This window comes from Streptococcus sp. 3.1 (assembly GCF_016648915.1).
GTDB lineage: Bacteria > Bacillota > Bacilli > Lactobacillales > Streptococcaceae > Streptococcus > Streptococcus salivarius_E.
Genome location: NZ_JACLQV010000002.1, coordinates 118,419 through 138,585 on the forward strand (window position 1 = coordinate 118,419; position 20,167 = coordinate 138,585).

A 20,167-nucleotide genomic window follows, 5' to 3' on the forward strand; every position below is an offset into this window, starting at 1 on the left:
AGAAAGTAAAGAAATAACCTATGACAAATCGTAAAGACGATCACATCCGTTATGCCCTCAAGTACCAGTCGCCCTACAATAGTTTTGACGATATGGAACTTATCCACAAGTCTCTACCGACTTATGATTTAGATCAGATTGACTTGTCCACACATTTTGCTGGACGAGATTGGGATTTTCCCTTTTATATCAATGCCATGACAGGTGGTTCTGCCAAGGGTGGTGCTGTCAATCGAAAACTAGCTGAGGTGGCCAGCCGCACAGGTATTCTCATGGTGACGGGTTCCTACAGTGCTGCCCTAAAGGGAGAAGAACCAGAATCCTTTGACTATCGCCAAGAGTTTCCAGACTTAGACCTAGCGACTAATATCGGTGTGGATAAGTCTGTGGACCTGGGCATTAAGACGGTGGAAGCTATGAAACCAGTCTTTTTACAGCTCCATGTTAATCTTATGCAGGAGCTTCTCATGCCTGAGGGAGAGCGTATTTTCCATACCTGGAAGGAAAATGTGGCGGCTTATGCACAGAAAATAGAGGTTCCTCTTGTGCTTAAGGAGGTCGGCTTTGGTATGGATGTGGAAACCATTCGTTACGCCATGTCTCAGGGCATCAAAACTGTGGATATCTCAGGTCGTGGTGGGACTAGCTTCGCCTATATTGAAAATAGTAGAGGTGGTGACCGTGATTACCTCAATGACTGGGGACAAAGCACCGTTCAGACCCTCTTGCAAGCCCAAGACCTTCGTGATAATGTGGAAATCCTAGCCTCTGGTGGCGTGCGGAACCCACTTGATATGGTCAAATGTCTGGTTCTAGGAGCAAAAGGTGTAGGCCTCTCACGAACTGTCCTTGAATTGGTGGAACGTTACCCTGTGGATAAGGTTGTGTCTATCGTTAATGGCTGGAAGGATGACCTTCGTCTTATCATGTGTGCCCTTGATTGTCGAACTGTTGATGAGCTCAAGTCTGTGGATTACATCTTACATGGTAAGCTACAAGGGATTTATATCAAGCAAAGAAAGTAGGAAAGAGCCAAGTGCTCTTTTTTAATTTTTAAAGATGGTAAAACAATTTCTCTAGGCGATGATATTATGGAGACATCATTTTAACACCGGTCAAGGATAAATAATGACATTCTTGATTTGATTTGTTTCTAGCGAGCAAAGCGAGCACTTAATGAGACTTTCCGCTGTGAGAAAAGTTCTAGAAATACTTGTATTTCTAGAACTCGGAATTTTTGAGAGTAAAACAGTTTGGGGAACTGTTTTAGCCTGAGCCTAGAAATTAAAAAGTGAAGGGGCTCAAAAATTAGTCATGGAGCTTCGAAGAAGTTCGCTGACGTCCGCACTCACTTAAGGAAAGTCTAAAAAAATCCATTTTACAAAAGAATATCTTACAAAAAAGAGCGGAAGCTCTTTTTTTATTACCCACTCAAGCAAAAAGTAACTTTTCCCCTTGACAAGTTACCGCCTTAGGAGTATTATTTTCAGTGAAATACGGTAGGTGAGGCTACCACAAGGATACGGATGACTACCGCAAAGCAGTGGAGACACTACTCGTTGGTCAACAGTCCTGATCGTCAAGGTCAAGACTAAGCTCATTTCATCGCCTTGCGGAGCTAAAGCTTGAACGGTCCATTTTTTGACAGAATCTATTAAAAAATCAACCTCGAGTTTATAGAGTCTTACCTGTATATGGGTAGGACTCTTTTCTTTTGTCTGAGGTCCACCCACTATGTAAAAAAATGAAAGGAGAAACCTATGAGACTAATCGACGATCACCCCGAACCGCACCTAACCAGTCAATCGCTGATTAGTGTCTTAGGGACTCCATAAGTGATTGGCTCCTGATTAAATAAGGAGATTCCAATGTCAACAAATAAAGAAAGACTTATTGCTGCTCTTCAAGAGCCACTTGAAACAACCCTTACTCGCTACAAGACTCATTTGGATGGCTTGAAGGAAGACCAAGTAGAAGAAAACCGTGACCTTTATGGGGAAAATGTCATAACCAAAGGACAAGAGGATTCTATCATCAAAAAGATTTATGAATCTATCATCAATCCCTTTACTGTCATTCTCTTAGTCATTGCTCTGGTTTCCTTTATCACCAATGTCTGGCTTGCTAAACCGGGTGAAGAAGACCCAACGACTTCTATCATCATTGTCACTCTAGTTTTGATATCTGGTGGTATCCGTTTTATTCAAGAACTTCGTAGCGACAAGGCTGCCAGTAATTTGTCTCGCATGATTGTCAATACAGCAACAGTACTTCGAGATGGCAGTGAGCAAGAAATCCCAATTGATGAAATTGTGGTTGGTGATGTGGTCAAACTAAGTGCGGGAGATATGATTCCGGCTGATGTGGTCTTACTAGATTCTCGTGATTTCTTTGTTCAACAGTCTGGCTTGACAGGTGAAAGTGATGCTGTGGAAAAAGCTTGTCTGGCTAAAGCAGATGGTCAAAATCTAGAGAGCCTGCTTGAAAGTGAGAGCCTTGCTTTCATGGGAACTAATGTTATCTCTGGTCGTGCAACAGCCTTGGTTTTAGTTGTTGGTGATGAAACCATGATGGGAGCAATTGAGCAGACCATCAATACTTATGACGAACCAACTTCATTTGAACGTGAGATGAATTCCATTTCTTGGCTCTTGATTCGACTCATGTTGGTTATGGTTCCTGTTGTTTTTGTGATTAACGGTTTAACAGATGGGGACTGGCTTGAAGCCGGCGTCTTTGCCCTTAGTGTGGGAGTCGGTTTGACCCCAGAAATGTTGCCGATGATTATCACAGCCAGTCTTGCCAAGGGTTCTATCATTATGGCCAAGGAAAAGGTGGTCATCAAAAAACTTAATGCTATTCAAGACCTAGGGGCTATCGACATCCTTTGTACGGATAAGACAGGAACCCTGACTCAGGATGAAATCGTTCTTGAGTACCCTCTTGATATCCATGGTGACCTTGACCTATCAGTACTTCGGAGAGCCTATCTTAATTCTTATTTCCAAACTGGCTTAAAAAATCTTATGGACCGTGCCATTATTAGCCGAACTGAAAGAGAAGCTAAGAAACATGACATCGTTCGTGACCTTGACCAGACCTTCCACAAGATTGATGAGCTACCTTTTGATTTTGAACGTCGTCGCATGAGTGTCATTGTTCAAGACACTGATGGATTTGTTAGCATGGTGACAAAAGGTGCCCTTGAAGAAATGCTCTCTGTTTCTAACTATGTGGAATACAAGGGAGACATTATCCCATTGACTGACGATGTTCGTGAGGAAGTCCTTGCGGAAGTTGCACAGTTGAATGAACAAGGTTTGCGTGTTCTCGGTGTTAGCTACAAATCACAGCTTAATGAAAATGACGTCTTTAGTGTCGAAGATGAAAGTGATATGATTTTGACGGGATATCTTGCCTTCCTTGACCCACCAAAACCATCAGCAGCACCTGCTATCAAGGCTTTGGCGGAATATGGTGTGACCACAAAAATTTTGACTGGAGACAATGATAAGGTGACACAGGCTGTCTGTGAAAAAGTTGGTCTAGATGTGACGCACATTCTACTTGGAAGTGATCTTGATACCATGTCAGATCAAGATTTGGCTAAGGCTGTGGAAACGACAACAGTCTTTGCTAAGTTATCCCCAGACCAAAAGGCACGAATTATCCTAAGCCTTAAGGAAAATGGGCATAAGGTAGGCTATATGGGTGATGGTATCAACGATGCCCCATCCATGAAGGTGTCAGATGTGGGGATTTCTGTGGATACAGCTGTTGATATCGCCAAAGAAACTGCAGATGTTATCTTGCTTGATAAGGATTTAATGGTCTTGGAAAAAGGTTTGGTTGAAGGACGGAAGGTCTATGCTAATATGACCAAATATATCAAGATGACCGTTTCTTCAAATTTCGGGAATATCTTTTCTCTCCTCTTTGCCAGCATTTTCTTACCATTCCTACCAATGGCACCTGTGCATTTGATTGTCCTAAATCTTGTCTATGATATCTCTTGTATCGCCCTTCCATTTGACAATGTGGACAAGGAATTTCTTAAAGAGCCACATATCTGGGAAGCTAAATCAATCATGCGTTTCATGGCTTGGATAGGACCTATTTCGTCCGTATTTGATATTTTGACATATATCTTGCTCTATTTCATCATTGTGCCAATGATTTTGGGGCATGGCTATGTTCATGGTTCACCAGAAGCAGCAGCCTTTATCATTATTTTCCAAACAGGTTGGTTTATCGAATCTATGTGGTCTCAAACCATGGTTATCCACATGTTACGTTCACCAAAACTACCATTTATTCAAAGTCACCCAGCACTATCAGTTGTTGTGACAACCTTATTTGCTGCTTTCTTTGTGACTTCTCTTCCATACAGTCCATTGGCTAGTCTCTTAAAACTCAGCCATCTAAACGGTCTCTATTTCATTCTCTTGTTTATCATCATTACTTTGTATATGCTTAGTGTTACCTTTGTGAAGCATATCTATATTAAGAAATACAAAGAATGGTTATAGGATAACTATTCTTATAAAAAGAGCGTCAGCTCTTTTTTCATTACCTTTCATTCTGCCAAAACCTTTTCATTTATGGTATAATAGGGCGATTATAGATAATCAGAGGCCCTAAAAAACGTCAGTTATGAGGACATATTTTCTAAGAAATGAGAGACTATGTTTTCAAGGCCCCTTTCTTTCGTAGGCTATCCCAGTGGGAGGTTGAGGCCCTGAGATTTGGGGCTCAAGGCTAAGACCGCCTCGAAGGAAACCATCACAAATAAATCTTAAGAAGGAAAAAGAAAATGAGTAATTACGCTATTATCCTTGCTGCGGGTAAAGGAACTCGCATGAAATCAGATCTTCCAAAAGTATTGCACAAGGTTTCAGGCATCACTATGCTTGAGCATGTCTTCCGTGCAGTTTCAGCCATTGATCCAGCTAAGAACGTTACTGTTATTGGTCACAAGGCTGAACTTGTTCGTGAGGTTTTGGATGGTCAATCTGCCTTCACTATGCAAACTGAGCAGTTGGGGACTGGTCACGCAGTAATGATGGCTGAAGATGAGTTGGCTGGACTTGAAGGTCAAACGCTTGTTATTGCTGGTGACACGCCTTTGATTACTGGTGAAAGCCTTAAAAACCTTATTGATTTCCACGTTAATCACAAAAATGTTGCCACTATCTTGACTGCAACTGCGGACAATCCATTTGGTTATGGTCGCATCATCCGTAACGAAAATGGCGAAGTGACTAAGATTGTTGAGCAAAAAGATGCCAACGAGTTTGAACAACAAGTCAAAGAAATCAATACAGGGACTTACGTTTTTGACAATAAACGTCTTTTTGAAGCACTTAAAAACATCAACACTAACAACGCTCAAGGGGAATACTATTTGACTGATGTTATTTCTATTTTCCGTGAGAATGGTGAAAAAGTAGGTGCCTTTACTCTTCGTGACTTCGAAGAAAGCCTTGGGGTTAATGACCGTGTTGCCCTAGCTACAGCAGAAGATGTTATGCGTCGTCGTATCAACAAGGCTCACATGGTCAACGGTGTTACTTTCCAAAATCCAAACGCTACTTATATCGACGTGGATGTGGAAATTGAGCCAGATGTTGTCATTGAAGCTAATGTGACACTTAAAGGACAAACTAAGATTGGTGCAGAGTCAGTGCTTACTAATGGTACTTATATTGTTGATTCAACTATCGGTGCCAAAACGGTTATCACTAACTCTATGATTGAGCACTCAGTGGTTGAAGAGGGCGTTACCGTTGGTCCATTTGCCCATGTTCGTCCAGATTCAACCCTCAAAAAAGATGTTCATATCGGTAACTTTGTTGAGGTTAAGGGTTCTACTATCGGTGAAAATACCAAAGCTGGTCACTTGACCTACATTGGTAATGCGGAAGTTGGTTCTGACGTTAACTTTGGTGCTGGAACCATTACCGTTAACTATGATGGCCAACACAAGTTCAAGACACAAATTGCTAACAACGTCTTTATCGGAAGCAATTCAACCTTGATTGCACCGCTTGAAATTGGGGCTAACGCTCTTACAGCGGCTGGTTCAACCATCACAGATGATGTTCCAGCTGACAGCGTAGCCATTGGACGTGGCCGTCAGGTCAATAAAGAAGGCTATGCCATTAAGAAACCTCACCACCCAAGCCAACAAAAGTAGGCTTAAGGCTATCTGAGCTTGGTTGTTCTTATAAAACCAGCTTAGAATGAGGTCAGAAGTAAAAGGAGTCAATTCATGGAGTTTGAAGAAAAAACACTTAAACGTGAGTCAAAATTTAAGGGACATATTTTTGAAGTTGCAGTAGACGAAGTCCTCTTGCCAGACGGAAAGACAGCTGGTCGTGAACTCATCTTCCACAAGGGAGCAGTAGCTGTTTTAGCGGTTACCCCAGAAGGGAAAATCATTATCGTCAAGCAATACCGTAAGGCTATTGAGGCGGTTTCCTACGAGATTCCTGCGGGTAAACTGGAAGTCGGTGAAGCTGGCGATGAAATGGCTGCAGCAGCGCGTGAACTTGAAGAGGAGACTCAGTATAAGGGTGATCTCGAATTGATTCATGAGTTTTACACAGCCATTGGTTTCTGTAATGAAAAAATCAAGCTCTATGTGGCGACCAATCTTAAACCTGTGGAAAATCCACGTCCACTTGATGATGATGAGTTCCTTGAACTCTATGAATTGACTTATGAAGAGTGTATGGAACTTGTAGCGTCAGGGGCTATCCAGGATGCCAAAACTATCATCGCACTCCAATACTATGCACTTCATTTCGGAGGAAAATAAGCTATGGGAAAACCACTTTTGACCGAAGATATCATTGAGCAGGCCAAGCGTGGGGAAATCGATTTAGAGGAACATCCTTATTATGAGGACTATGATCAAGAGTTCTACGATGAGGATTATGAGGCTGATTACCAGCCTTCTGCCTACAAGAGCCGTCGAATTGAGAATGCTAAACGCAATCAATTTCAACACAAGCTTAATCGCATCCTCTTTTGGGTTGTGGTCCTCTTGATTATTCTCTTCATTGCTGTCTTTTATTTCTAAAAAGTCTATGAGTCAGATAGCCCTAGCTACTTATTCAGGAAAGATTACAAGCTGAAAAGGAACTATATGAAAATCGGAATTATCGCTGCCATGGAGCAGGAGTTAGTGCTTCTAGTGGAGCAATTGGAAAATAAGGTTGAAGAAACTGTTCTTGGCAATACCTACTACACAGGACGCTTAGGAAAACATGATGTTGTTTTGGTGCAATCAGGTGTTGGTAAGGTTATGTCAGCCATGTCTGTGGCTGTCTTGGCAGACCATTTTGGCGTTGATGCCCTCATTAACACTGGTTCTGCTGGAGCAGTAGCACCTGGACTTAAAATTGGAGATGTGGTTGTGGCGTCAAAATTAGCCTATCACGATGTTGATTTGACAGCCTTTGGCTATGATTATGGGCAAATGTCTATGCAGCCACTTTACTTTGAAAGTGACTCTACCTTCGTAGAGACTTTCGAAAAGGTCTTGGCTCAGGCTTCCATTGATTCTAAGATTGGGCTTATCGCTACGGGTGATAGCTTCATTGCGGGTCAAGACAAGATTGATGCTATTAAGGGGCATTTTCCAGAAGTCTTGGCTGTAGAGATGGAGGGAGCAGCTATTGCTCAAGCCGCACACAGTGTCAAAAAGCCTTTCATCGTTGTACGTGCCATGAGTGATACAGCTGCTCATGATGCTAACATTACCTTTGATGAATTCATTATTCAGGCGGGAAAACAATCAGCTGCTATCTTGGTTGAGTTTCTCAAAGAACTTGCCTAAAATACATTAAATGAGTGCTTATGCTCATTTTCTTAATTAATTTAAAGACGACTGCTATTCATTTAAGAATGGCAGTTTTTTTCTGCTTTTAGATAAGAAAACCTTCTCATTTTTTAAAGAAAAAATCTGAATTTTAGCATTTTTCAGACGGAAATTTAATTAAAATTATGTCAATAAAATGAGAAAGAAAAACAATATTAAAAGAGAGACTCCGATAGAAAGCTTATAATATAAGGGTTTGAAAATTTCACTATCTATTGATATCTTAGAAAGCTTTACAAAACCTCCAAAGGGGTAAATAATTATCTTGCAAAGTTCTGAAAATAGTGTATAATTCAGAATGAAAAGGGTTACAAAAATGTTAAGATTTGTAAAAATGGGAGGATAGAATCATGAATAACCGATTCGGTGATTCGAGGCAGCGTTTCTCCATCCGTAAGTTTACGGTGGGCGTTGCGTCGGTCTTACTTTCGTCTGCAGTTTTTGGCGTTAGTACCGCTAAAGCAGAGCAGGCTGAAGAACCTACAGGGCAGCCAGCTACGAGTGTACTTGAAGAAGCTAATGTGTCTGATGATGGGGGTCAAAGGGCAAACACTAGCTCATCAAGCCAGGAAGTGACAGCTGAACCTACCGTTCAAGCAGAAAGTACCAGTGCTATCTCAGTGACTGCTGTTTCTAGTGAAGTTACGCTTCAAGAGCAAACGGTTGCAAGCTCTGAACAAAAGAGTACATCACAAGATAAGACTAGTGAGGGGCTCAGTGAGAAGCCAGTTACAGTCAATGAAACACGAGAAGCTAGCGCTAGCGACCTCGCTGCAGCAAACAATACGAGTTCCGCTTCGTCAGATAATTTCGGACTTAAGGTTACCAACCTAAGTCGCCCGATTCCAGCGGATGTCAAGGTGACAAAGACAGGAACTGAAATCACTGTTCAAAATCCTGATGTGGAAATGGAATTTCCGAACGGAAATAGTAAGTACGCTACTAGCAAGGTTGTCTACCACAATATTCCTTTCCCTGATGATATGACCATCAATGAAGGGGATCAGGTCATTTTTAATTTGCCTGAGCAGTTGCGATTCCGTACTAGCTACGATATCAATGTCTATAATCCAGACAATCAAATTGTAGGTCTGGCTCAAATTGATCCTGAGAAGAATCGTGTCACTACGACCTTTAATAACTATTTCCAAACACATCCTAACAATAAGCTCATGAGTTTGGAGTTGGATACCCTTTATTCTGAAGAAGTAGATGAAGGGGAACATCTTACTCTTGATTTTGAGGGACGTATCATTCATGTTTCAGTGGGTAAAGTGCAGTCACCTCCTCCAGGTCAAGAGGTTATTTCTAAGTGGGGTAGTCAAGACAAGCATGATCCAACTATCCTAAATTGGCAGATGCGTCTTAATTACTCACGACGTCTCCTTAACAACTTGAAACTGGTTGATACTTGGTCTGACAATCAAAGATTTGTGGACGGTTCTTTGCAACTTCGCTACATTGATTCGGCAGATCCTTGGATTGACAAGGGTTCAGCTATGGATTTGATTAAGAGTTTCTCTTATGATGATAGCCATTTTGAGCTTAAACTCAATCAGTTGGACCGCATGGTTTATGTTTGGTATCAAACCCGTTTGACACAACCTGTTGAAGAATCAGCTAACCCTGTCAACCGTATTAAACTTCATGCTGATGTTGTTTCCGATTCTTACAAGTCAACTATTCGCTTGGTTGGTGGCCGAGGAGATGCCATCGGAGATAACCTCGCTCATTTCAATCTTGAGCTTGAGAAGGACTTGACGGGTAGAGACCTTAAGGATAAAGAATTTACATTTAAATTAGTTGATGTGACTGATAGTGCCAATCCTGTTGACTTAGGGGAAACCACTAATGATGGCAAGGGTAAAATCGTCTTTTCAGATCTCTCACTCAGTAAGCCAGGTATCTATCATTATCGTGTGACAGAGGTTCCAGGTAATGACGAAGATGTGGTCTATGACAAACTAGAGGCCAATATCACCATTCAGGTTGTTCGTGAAACTGTGGACAATCAAGTCAAATTAGTTGCCAAGGTTGCCTATCCAGAAGACATTATCTTTAACAATAAATTGGTAACACCAGCCAAGGCCAAAATTGCATTTGGTAAGGAATTGACCAAGGCAGGCGTTAAACAAGATCTAAAAGCAGATCAATTCCAATTTGTTCTCAAAGACCGTTTTGGAAAAGTCCTTGAAACTGTTGGCAATACAGCTGATGGTCAGGTTGCCTTTAGTGAGTTAACCTTTAACAAGGTAGGTACTTACAACTACACTGTTGAAGAGCTTACAGGTAAGGATGATTCAATTGTTTATGACAGCATGAAAGCTGCTGTTTCTATCACGGTAACACGTGATGGCGACGCCCTTGTTTCAACCGTGGTTAATCCTAAAGACACTATCTTTAACAATAAGTTTGTGACTCCAGCTAAAGCCGCTATTCAGTTCAGTAAGGAATTGACTAAGGCAGGTGTCAACCAAACTTTGACTGCTAATGAGTTCCAATTTGTTCTCAAAGATAGTGCCGGTCATATTGTCGAAACAGTTGGTAATACAGCTGATGGTCGTGTTGCCTTTAGTGAACTTCACTTTGATAAGGCAGGAACTTACACTTATACTGTTGAAGAAGTTAAGGGAACTAACGAAGATATCATCTATGATGGTATGAAAGCGACTGTCTGGATTACAGTGACACGAGATGGTGATGCTTTGGTATCAACAGTCGCTAATCCAAAAGATACTGTTTTCAATAACTATGTGAAAGACGTGCAACCAGCTAAGGCCAAATTCGAATTGACCAAGGTTCTTACAGGTCGCAACCTCAAAGATGGTGAGTTCAGTTTCGTCCTCAAGGACGACAAGGGTAATGTTATCCAAACAGTGACCAATAATGCACAAGGAAACATTAGTTTTGAAAATATTGTCTACGACAAACCAGGTGTTTACTACTACACTGTTGAAGAAGTCAAGGGCAATGAAGCTGACGTGGTTTATGATAACATGGTGGCTAAGTTCCAGGTGACCGTTACTAAGACTGTAGGTGAAAAGGAAAATCTGCTTGTAGCAGCTGTCCTTCTTCCTTTGGATACAGAATTTAACAATAGTTACATTCCTCCAAAACCTCCTACACCGCCAACACCACCGACACCACCAAGTGTCCCACCTAAACCACCAGTGGTTCCGCCAACACCACCAACTCCGCCTACTCCACCGGTGACTCCAAAACCAGCTAAGCCAGTTCAATCCTCTGAGAAATCAGGACCTCAACTTCCAGAGACTGGTCAAGCTAACGATACTGCCTTGCTTGCCCTTGGTGTGGCAGCAGAAGTGGCAGCAGTCATGGGTGTAGCATATAGCCATCGTCGCCGTAAAGACGTTTAAGATGATGACCTAAAAGATCGAGTATTCTCGATCTTTTTTAGTATTTGGCCACCCATCTCATTAAATGAGAAATCAAGATAAAGCCAACTGCAAGATGAAATTTCTACTAAATTAAGCTATAATGAAGAGTATGAAAGTTCTACTTTATCTTGAAGGAAAATCGGTTCTTGAAAAATCAGGAATCGGACGGGCTCTCCACCATCAGATGCATGCCTTGGACTTGGCGGGGATTCCCTATACAACGGACATCTTGGGTGATTACGATGTCGTTCATATTAATACTTATGGGCCACGCAGCTTGATGTTGTTGCATGCTGCAAAACGCCGTGGCAAGAAGGTCATCATGCATGGTCATTCGACACGTGAGGACTTTGAGAATTCATTCATCGGTTCTAACCTTTTGGCCCCACTTTTTGGAAAATATTTGGCCCACATGTACCAAAAGGCCGATTACGTGATTACGCCATCTGAGTATTCCAAAAAATTGATTCAGTCTTACGGAGTTACCACACCAATCATTGCTGTTTCAAATGGGATTGATTTGAAAAAATACGGTAAGGATCCACGTAAGGAAGAAGTTTTCCGAGACTACTTTGGTATCGAGGAAGGACAGCCAGTGGTTATTTGTGCGGGGCTTTATTTCCAACGCAAGGGAATTGAAGACTTCGTCAAGGTGGCCGAAAAGATGCCTCATGTTCGTTTTATTTGGTTAGGTAGCATCAGCAAATGGTTGATTCCTAAGAAGATTCGAGACATTGTCAATGGTAAGCATCCTGATAATGTCAGCTTCCCAGGTTATTTCAAGGGAGCCGTCTTCCAGGGGGCTATGAGTGGTGCTAATGCCTTCTTTTTCCCATCTTACGAGGAAACTGAAGGGATTGTGGTGCTAGAAGCCTTTGCTAGTCACCAGCATGTAGTTTTGCGTGATATTCCTGTTTATGAAGGTTGGGTTGATGACAAGTCGGCCTCATTTGGGCACAACGTGGACGAATTTGTAGTAGCCTTGCAAGATATTATCGATGATAAAGTGGACAAACGTGAAGAAGGCTATAAGGTTGCAGAAAGTCGCTCGATTGATGATGTCGCCCAAAAGCTTGTTGAAGCCTACAAAGAAGTATTGGAGATTTAAATGCGTATCGGATTGTTTACAGATACCTATTTTCCACAGGTATCAGGTGTTGCGACCAGTATTCGCACGCTGAAGACGCAGTTGGAAAAAATGGGACATACAGTCTTTATCTTTACCACCACTGATAGAGATGTTGACCGCTATGAAGACTGGCAGATTGTCCGTATTCCGAGTGTGCCTTTCTTTGCTTTTAAGGATCGCCGTGTAGCTTATCGTGGCTTTTCCAAGGCACTAGAGATTGCTAAACAATATAAGCTTGATATTATTCATACGCAGACAGAGTTTTCATTAGGTCTGCTAGGGATTGCCATTGCACGCGAACTTAGGATTCCTGTTGTGCATACCTACCATACTCAGTATGAAGACTATGTCCGCTATATTGCCAAAGGTATGGTTATCCGTCCAAGTATGGTTAAGTACATTGTTCGTGGCTTTATGAGCGATTTAGATGGAGTCATCTGTCCGAGTGAGATTGTTTATGACCTTTTGCTCAAGTACAAGGTTGCAGCTGAAAAACGTGTCATTCCAACTGGCATTGAACTTGAAAAGTTCCAACGTCCAGAGATTACTGAAGATGATGTGACGGACTTGAGAACTAAGCTTGGTATCGCCTCTGATGAGACTATGTTGTTGAGCCTTTCTCGTGTGTCCTATGAGAAAAACATCCAGGCTGTACTGGCTGCTCTCCCTTCTGTTTTGGAGGAAGACGACAAGGTGCGTTTGGTTGTGGCTGGTGACGGTCCTTACCTACCAGATCTTAAGTCTCAAGCCAAAAAACTTGGTATTCAGGACAAGGTGGTTTTCACTGGTATGATTGCGCCTAGTGAGACAGCACTTTATTATAAGTCTGCTGATTTCTTCATTTCGGCATCAACCAGTGAGACTCAGGGCTTGACCTATCTGGAAGCCTTGGCTAGCGGTACCCCTATCATTGCCCACGGAAATCCTTATTTGGATAATGTGATTACAGACCAGATGTTTGGAACGCTCTATTATCATGATAATGATTTAGCCGGGGCCATTTTGGAAGCTGCCATTGCAACACCAGAAAAAGACGAAACTAAGTGGGCTGACAAGCTTTATGAAATTTCTGCGGAAAACTTCGGAAAACGTGTCTATGAGTATTACTTGGACCTTACGATTTCTAAGGATTTCCACAATGACTTGAATGGTGAAGACAGTACCATGAAACGCTTGACGCGTATGGTAACTTATTTGCCGACTAAGGCTATTACCTTGCCTGTTAATGGCTCTGTTCGTATCCTTAAAGGATCAGCCAAACAGGTCAAGAAAATCAGAAATATCACGAAACTTTTGGATTAGGAAAGCTACCAGATTTTCCTAGTCAGATAAAATCTTAGAATTGATTAATAAAAGAGATAATTAGCTTGAAAAATTACAGTTTCATGCTATAATAACGCATAGAGACATATCAGTCATGGGAAATCTTTCAGAGAGCGTGTGGTGCTGGAAATCACGCAGAGGACATGATTGGGACTACTCGATTAACTTTTTATGCAAACATAAAACGGTGGCCACGTTAGAGCCAATCAGAGGTGTAGGACAGACTCGTTTTTTGTCGTACATGAACTAAGGTGGAACCACGTTGCGACGTCCTTTTTAGGATGTCGCTTTTTGTATTGTTTGGTATGCTTTACAATTTTTAGAATGTCTAGTTTAGATAGAAAAGCTTTACTTTGTGACTGAATATTTTCTCTTTGATTACTAAAAGGATTGTTTAGAACGGGGTGACACTATCTTTTTAGTTGAGGGAGAATTTTATGGGGTTCAAATATGAAGCTATCAAGGCCTACCTGATTGACCACGGTGTGGATGCTAGTCTTGCTGAGACCATGCACGCTATCTATGCTACTAGGAGAATCGGTAGGTCAACTTTTGAGTATTTCCTAATTGTTTTTACAGAAACAGAGGTTTTGATTATTTCTCTTACTCTTTTAGGAAAATTAGGAGATATTATCGCCAAATTTCCTGAAGAGACGATTAAGTCTTATCAGTTTAAAAAACGCTTGTTTATTGGTTATAAACTTCGCATTTTTCTAAATGATGGCAGGGAGCTAGACTTTAATGTCAACAAGATATTGATTGGAGCGGGTTGGCATAAGACGGAATTGCAAAGCATCCTAGAAACAAACTATTACAACAAAAACATTAAATAGAAAGGAAGAAGGGGCTCATCCTTTAGAGCTCTGACATCTTAATTATGATTAACATTACTTTCCCAGATGGCGCTGTTCGTGAATTCGAATCTGGCGTTACAACTTTTGAAATTGCACAATCTATCAGCAACTCTTTGGCTAAGAAAGCACTTGCTGGTAAATTTAACGGTAAATTGATTGACACAACTCGTGCGATCACTGAAGATGGAAGCATCGAAATCGTGACACCTGATCACGAAGATGCCCTTCCAATCTTGCGTCACTCAGCGGCTCACTTGTTTGCCCAAGCAGCTCGTCGCCTTTTCCCAGATATTCATTTGGGTGTTGGTCCAGCGATCGAAGATGGTTTCTACTACGATACAGACAATGAAGCTGGTCAAATTTCTAACGAAGACCTTCCTCGTATCGAAGAAGAAATGAAGAAAATCGTTAAGGAAAACTTCCCATCAATCCGTGAAGAAGTGACTAAAGACGAAGCGCGTGAAATCTTCAAAAATGACCCATATAAATTGGAATTGATTGAAGAACACTCAGAAGACGAAGGTGGTTTGACTATTTACCGTCAAGGTGAGTATGTTGACCTTTGCCGTGGCCCACACGTGCCATCAACTGGTCGTATCCAAGTCTTCCACCTTTTGAATGTTGCAGGTGCTTACTGGCGTGGAAATAGCGACAATGCTATGATGCAACGTATCTACGGTACAGCTTGGTTCGATAAAAAAGATCTCAAGGCTTACCTTAAACGCCTTGAAGAAGCTAAAGAACGCGACCACCGTAAACTTGGTAAAGAACTTGATTTGTTCATGATTTCTCAAGAGGTTGGTCAAGGTCTTCCATTCTGGTTGCCAAACGGTGCGACAATCCGTCGTGTCTTGGAACGCTACATCGTGGACAAGGAAGTAGCAGCAGGCTACCAACACGTCTACACTCCACCAATTGCCTCAGTTGAGCTATACAAGACTTCAGGTCACTGGGATCACTACCGTGAAGATATGTTCCCAACAATGGATATGGGAGATGGTGAAGCCTTTGTTCTTCGTCCAATGAACTGTCCTCACCACATCGAAGTTTACAAACACCATGTGCATTCTTACCGCGAATTGCCTATCCGTATCGCTGAAATTGGTATGATGCACCGTTATGAAAAATCAGGTGCCCTTACAGGACTTCAACGTGTGCGTGAAATGTCACTTAATGACGGTCATACTTTCGTAACACCTGAACAAATCAAAGATGAGTTCCAACGTACGCTTCAATTGATTATCGACGTTTACGAAGATTTCAACTTGACTGACTATCGTTTCCGTTTGTCATACCGCGACCCTAAAGATACTCACAAATACTTTGACAATGATGAAATGTGGGAAAATGCTCAAAGCATGTTGAAATCAGCTATGGATGACATGGAACTTGACTACTTTGAAGCAGAAGGTGAAGCTGCCTTCTACGGTCCAAAACTTGATATCCAAGTGAAGACTGCCCTTGGTAATGAAGAAACCCTTTCTACTATCCAATTGGACTTCTTGCTTCCAGAACGTTTTGACCTTAAATACATCGGAGCTGATGGAGAAGAACACCGTCCAGTTATGATTCACCGTGGGGTTATCTCAACAATGGAACGCTTTACAGCTATTCTTATTGAAAACTACAAAGGAGCCTTCCCAACTTGGTTGGCACCTCAACAAGTAACTGTTATCCCAGTTTCAAATGAAGCCCACACAGATTATGCTTGGGAAGTTGCTAAACAACTTCGTGACCGTGGTATCCGTGTTGAAGTGGATGAACGTAACGAGAAAATGCAATACAAGATTCGTGCGTCTCAAACACAAAAAATCCCTTATCAATTGATTGTTGGTGATAAGGAAATGGAAGACGGAACTGTTAACGTTCGTCGTTATGGACAAAAACAAACACATACAGAAGCTGTGTCAGAATTTGTAGAAAATATCCTTGCTGATATCGCTCGCAAATCACGCCCAGATGCCGAATAAAAAAGGGTCGGTTAGCTAAGCTAACTGACTTTTTAGTAGGATAAACCATGCATGTTTTTATGAAAAGACTTTTATTTCTGATGGGAGCAGTTCTAGTCTTGTTACTGGCTAGCTTTATCTATCATAGATTAGCCTTGCAAAGAGAAAAGGCTTCTCTCAACCCTATGGGGCAAATGGTGTCTGTGAATGGCCATGACATGAGCGTCTTTGTGAAGGGAAATGGTCCACAAACCTTAGTTTTTCTATCTGGTGCTGGAACGGCCTCTCCCATTCTAGATTTTAAAGACTTGTATGATGGGCTTTCTAAGCAGTATAAGATAGTCGTTGTAGAGAGAGCTGGCTATGGTTATAGTGAGGACACATCTAAGTCCAGAGATGTGTCTGAGGTTCTTTCTGAGACACGTCAAGCCCTAGCCAAGGCACAAGTATCAGGTCCTTATATTATTCTTTCTCATTCGATGGCCTCCTTAGAAACGCTTTTGTGGCAAGAAAAATATCCAAGTGAAATACAGGCAGTCATCGGCTTAGATTGGGCTCTACCAGAGAGTTATTCACAATTGAGAATGCATTCCCAGATTTTACGTATGGCTCGTTTGGGAAGTCAATTAGGTCTTTTAAGGTATATACCGAGTCGCTTATATGTGCCTAATGAAAATCTAAGTAGTAGTGATCGACGCCTCTATCAACGAATAGCTTATCGTCAAATACTGTCACAAGCTATGTTAAATGAGAGCCTATCTGTTAAGGAAAATGCTAAAAAGGTTGATGATAAGATAGATTCACAAATCCCCACCTTACTTTTGGTTTCTAATGGAGAAGGCACGAGTTTTAGCAAGGAGGAGTGGCGAAATTATGCGGCCAGATTTGCAAAGGACCAGAAAAATATCGCACTGACTTTTTATGATGCCCCACATTATCTTTATCACTATCAGACCAAAGAGGTAGTTGCTAAGATAGAGGACTTCATAAAAGGGACCACTGATTAAACTAACTTATGTTATTGAGGAGAGATGAGATGCTCATAGGCTCAAAAGCCTTTTCTAGCTTATGGAAGGAATGGCAAAAGGAATACCAGCCACTGCAGGTGCTGAAGTTATTGCTTGCTTATATAGAGATGCCAGAGGATCTATCTGGGGAGATAAAGGAAACTCAGCGTTTATTATCCTATTTTGACCCTGACTTGGCGCCTCATGATGCTTTCTGGAAGGATGTTGCCAGGTTAGTAGATTTGGCTTTTCCTGAGGACAGCTTATCTAAAAAATTCTCTATTGAGCGACAAATCCATCAGTTACGTTACCTGATTTCTAGTCAACAGGCCCAGTATGTGAGGACACATTATAAAAAAACAGGGATGACAGACAAAGAAGCTTTAGCTGTCTATCTCAGATGGAAACCTTTCACCATGTTTGATCAGGGGCGTCTGCACCAAAAGATTTCTTTCTGTGATGGCAAGGGGATTTATCCAGATGGAATTCCTAGTGTTAATTTAAAAATTCTTCTCTATAATCGGATTGAGTTTATTTTGGATAGTCAGGGAAATTTTCTCAATGAGGTCGATGCGGAGCAGGTGACTGAGAGTGGAGTGGTTAATGGTGCTAGTTTCAACTATGGCAATTTCAAGCGCCACTGGCAACTGGATGTGGAGCCGGTTCAACCACATGATCCTGCCTTTCGTAATCGGATGACCAAGGGTTTTCGATCACCCAACAAATTGAGAAAGAAGTGGGGCCGAAAAGAGCCTGAGCATTTTGACAGGTCTTTTTACAATCCAAATGGTATCTATGCTCAGTCACACAGATCTTTGGCTAATGATGTCAAACGTCAAGCCAGACTTTTTCTCGCCATGGTTTATGGCTTTAAACCAGTTCAGAAAAAGCAAATAAAGGAGGTTCATATGTCTAAACAACCACAAAACAATAAAGGAACAGCAGTTCTAGGATCACTAGTATTTATGGCCTTATACGCCCTAGGTATTTGGCACAATGCTGTCCGAGGAAATATTCCCTTTCTCATTCTTTGGAGTGTTTTACTCCTTGTTAATGTCAGCTATTTGATTTTCCGCTTGAGAAAATAAAAAAAGAAAGTGATATGGACCTAAATGGTAAGAAATTTAGGTCTGTATCACTTTTTTGTATATTCAATTACAGCTTACCACTTGCTTTCTTCTGGGATAATAATCCAGCAAATGATGTAGAAAAGAAAACCTGTTCCAAATAAGAAGATCGCTGCAGCCCAAATAAGGCGAATAATGACAGGGTCAATGTCAAGATATTTAGCGATACCAGAACAAACACCGGCAATAATTTTGTTGTTTGGATCTCTTCTGAGTTCTTTTTTCATATGATTTACCTCCGTACTTCCTTATTATACCATAACACCTTGATGTCTTTGACTTTAAGGAAGCATAAAGTAGACAATCCCCATATATTGAAGAGCCGAAGCCAACATGATGAAGAGGTGCCAGATCATGTGGAAGTATGGTTTTTTCTTAGCATAGAAAGCTGCACCAACCGTGTATGACAATCCTCCAGCAAGCATGAGTCCCCAAAAGGCAGGTCCTGTCTTAGTGACGATAGCTGGAATAATGAAGATAACCAACCATCCCATCATCAGATAGAGGAAGAGGGAGAATTTTTCATTGATTTTTTTAGCAAAGATTTTGTAGAGAATACCAAAAATTGTTGTTCCCCATTGGAGGACGATGATGCTGTAGCCTAGCCATCCGCCAACCAGTGAGAGGGCAACAGGGGTGTAGCTTCCAGCAATGGCGATATAAATCATGCTGTGGTCAATAATTCTTAGAACCATCTTGTGGGGTGAGTTATAATCCATAGCATGATAGATGGCTGAACTCAAAAACATGAGGAAGAGACTGATGACAAAAACGGACATCCCGACGGCAGCAGTCATGCCGTAGCCGTTGTTGGCATGAACAGCAGTAATTGGCAATAAGACTAGCATAGCCATAGCTCCGACGGCGTGAGTCACGCTGTTAGCCACTTCCTCACCAAAGCTAAGTTTTTTACTGAGTTTGAGGTTGGGAGAAGTATTAAAAGTAGCAGTATTAGACATTGTTTTCTCCTTCAAGGTCGTTCAAAAGTTGATGGGTAGCTCGGTAGCATTGAAGCGTCTGACAGGCTGAGAGTATGACTTGCGGAGCCTCTTGGGGAAACTGACCATTCATACAGGCTACAAAGTCATTGTAGTAACTCTTTTGACTTTCAGCATCTGAATGTAGGATTTCCAAGGTTTTAGCAATCTCAGAAATCTCAAAGACGGTCTTCAGACTAGTGATGACAATAAGCCTAGCTACCTGAGCAGCATTATATTTTTTCTTGATGGGTTTTGCGACATGGCCATGTTTGACATAATTATTGACCATAGAGGCGGTTAGCCCCTTGTCGTTTGGCCCCAAAGTACTTTGGGTGACCTGATTGACATAGAGCAAAACCTGATCCAAATAGAGTTCAATCTCTGGTAATTCTTCCCAGAGAGGGTATTGTTGTGTTGTCAAATTATAAAAACCTCTTTATCTAGTTTTCATAACCAGATTATAACATTATAGAAATTTAAGTCAAGTCAGAACTTACGGGAAATGAAAAAGATGC

At 41.5% G+C, this 20,167-nt stretch carries 16 protein-coding genes and 1 riboswitch; of the genes, 13 read left to right on the forward strand and 3 right to left on the reverse strand.

What is annotated here, in order from left to right:
* Nucleotides 1-20: 20 nt before the first annotated feature.
* The 13 genes from fni (at nt 21) to H7U02_RS01920 (ending at nt 18,633) form a co-directional block, all read left to right on the forward strand.
* On the forward strand, nt 21-1,025 hold the full coding sequence (fni, locus tag H7U02_RS01860; protein WP_201042682.1) for a type 2 isopentenyl-diphosphate Delta-isomerase: 1,005 nt from the start codon (nt 21-23) through the stop codon (nt 1,023-1,025).
* A 463-nt stretch (nt 1,026-1,488) separates the two neighbouring features.
* Nucleotides 1,489-1,644, forward strand: a riboswitch (M-box (ykoK) riboswitch).
* A 224-nt stretch (nt 1,645-1,868) separates the two neighbouring features.
* Nucleotides 1,869-4,529: a magnesium-translocating P-type ATPase gene (mgtA, locus tag H7U02_RS01865; protein ID WP_002890316.1), complete on the forward strand. Its 2,661-nt coding sequence runs from the start codon at nt 1,869-1,871 to the stop codon at nt 4,527-4,529.
* A gap of 284 nt (nt 4,530-4,813) precedes the next feature.
* Complete coding sequence (glmU, locus tag H7U02_RS01870) at nt 4,814-6,196, forward strand: bifunctional UDP-N-acetylglucosamine diphosphorylase/glucosamine-1-phosphate N-acetyltransferase GlmU (protein ID WP_084914859.1); 1,383 nt, start codon at nt 4,814-4,816, stop codon at nt 6,194-6,196.
* A 75-nt stretch (nt 6,197-6,271) separates the two neighbouring features.
* Nucleotides 6,272-6,820 carry an NUDIX domain-containing protein gene (locus tag H7U02_RS01875; RefSeq protein WP_110981143.1) on the forward strand — a complete coding sequence of 183 codons (549 nt, stop codon included), beginning with the start codon at nt 6,272-6,274 and terminating at the stop codon, nt 6,818-6,820.
* A 3-nt stretch (nt 6,821-6,823) separates the two neighbouring features.
* Nucleotides 6,824-7,084: a cell wall synthase accessory phosphoprotein MacP gene (macP, locus tag H7U02_RS01880; protein WP_070654957.1), complete on the forward strand. Its 261-nt coding sequence runs from the start codon at nt 6,824-6,826 to the stop codon at nt 7,082-7,084.
* Between the two features lie 66 nt (nt 7,085-7,150).
* Nucleotides 7,151-7,843 carry a 5'-methylthioadenosine/adenosylhomocysteine nucleosidase gene (locus H7U02_RS01885; RefSeq protein WP_002886153.1) on the forward strand — a complete coding sequence of 231 codons (693 nt, stop codon included), beginning with the start codon at nt 7,151-7,153 and terminating at the stop codon, nt 7,841-7,843.
* A gap of 392 nt (nt 7,844-8,235) precedes the next feature.
* A complete protein-coding gene (locus tag H7U02_RS01890; RefSeq protein ID WP_110981142.1) occupies nt 8,236-11,262 on the forward strand; it encodes a Spy0128 family protein in 3,027 nt (1,008 codons plus the stop codon).
* A gap of 130 nt (nt 11,263-11,392) precedes the next feature.
* Nucleotides 11,393-12,391 carry a glycosyltransferase family 4 protein gene (locus H7U02_RS01895; protein ID WP_041817259.1) on the forward strand — a complete coding sequence of 333 codons (999 nt, stop codon included), beginning with the start codon at nt 11,393-11,395 and terminating at the stop codon, nt 12,389-12,391.
* Entirely contained in the window at nt 12,392-13,714 is a 1,323-nt protein-coding gene (locus tag H7U02_RS01900; protein WP_013990954.1) for a glycosyltransferase family 4 protein, read from the forward strand.
* Nucleotides 13,715-14,172: 458 nt separating this feature from the next.
* Entirely contained in the window at nt 14,173-14,568 is a 396-nt protein-coding gene (locus tag H7U02_RS01905; protein WP_013990953.1) for a hypothetical protein, read from the forward strand.
* A gap of 44 nt (nt 14,569-14,612) precedes the next feature.
* A complete protein-coding gene (gene thrS, locus H7U02_RS01910) occupies nt 14,613-16,559 on the forward strand; it encodes a threonine--tRNA ligase (protein WP_002890325.1) in 1,947 nt (648 codons plus the stop codon).
* A 47-nt stretch (nt 16,560-16,606) separates the two neighbouring features.
* On the forward strand, nt 16,607-17,545 hold the full coding sequence (locus tag H7U02_RS01915; protein WP_110980891.1) for an alpha/beta fold hydrolase: 939 nt from the start codon (nt 16,607-16,609) through the stop codon (nt 17,543-17,545).
* A 29-nt stretch (nt 17,546-17,574) separates the two neighbouring features.
* Nucleotides 17,575-18,633 carry a DUF3114 domain-containing protein gene (locus H7U02_RS01920; RefSeq protein WP_110980890.1) on the forward strand — a complete coding sequence of 353 codons (1,059 nt, stop codon included), beginning with the start codon at nt 17,575-17,577 and terminating at the stop codon, nt 18,631-18,633.
* A 74-nt stretch (nt 18,634-18,707) separates the two neighbouring features.
* On the opposite strand, the gene H7U02_RS01925 is transcribed toward H7U02_RS01920, so the two are convergent.
* Genes H7U02_RS01925 through H7U02_RS01935 form a run of 3 tightly spaced genes read right to left on the reverse strand, consistent with a single transcriptional unit; the run spans nt 18,708 to nt 20,073 of the window.
* Entirely contained in the window at nt 18,708-18,899 is a 192-nt protein-coding gene (locus H7U02_RS01925; protein WP_002886147.1) for a PspC domain-containing protein, read from the reverse strand.
* 54 nt (nt 18,900-18,953) lie between these two features.
* Nucleotides 18,954-19,631, reverse strand: coding sequence for a PAQR family membrane homeostasis protein TrhA (trhA, locus tag H7U02_RS01930; RefSeq protein WP_037597545.1), 678 nt, complete (start codon nt 19,629-19,631; stop codon nt 18,954-18,956).
* Complete coding sequence (locus H7U02_RS01935; protein ID WP_201042683.1) at nt 19,624-20,073, reverse strand: DUF1836 domain-containing protein; 450 nt, start codon at nt 20,071-20,073, stop codon at nt 19,624-19,626. Before H7U02_RS01935 ends, trhA begins: the two co-directional genes overlap by 8 nt.
* Between the last annotated feature and the right edge of the window lie 94 nt (nt 20,074-20,167).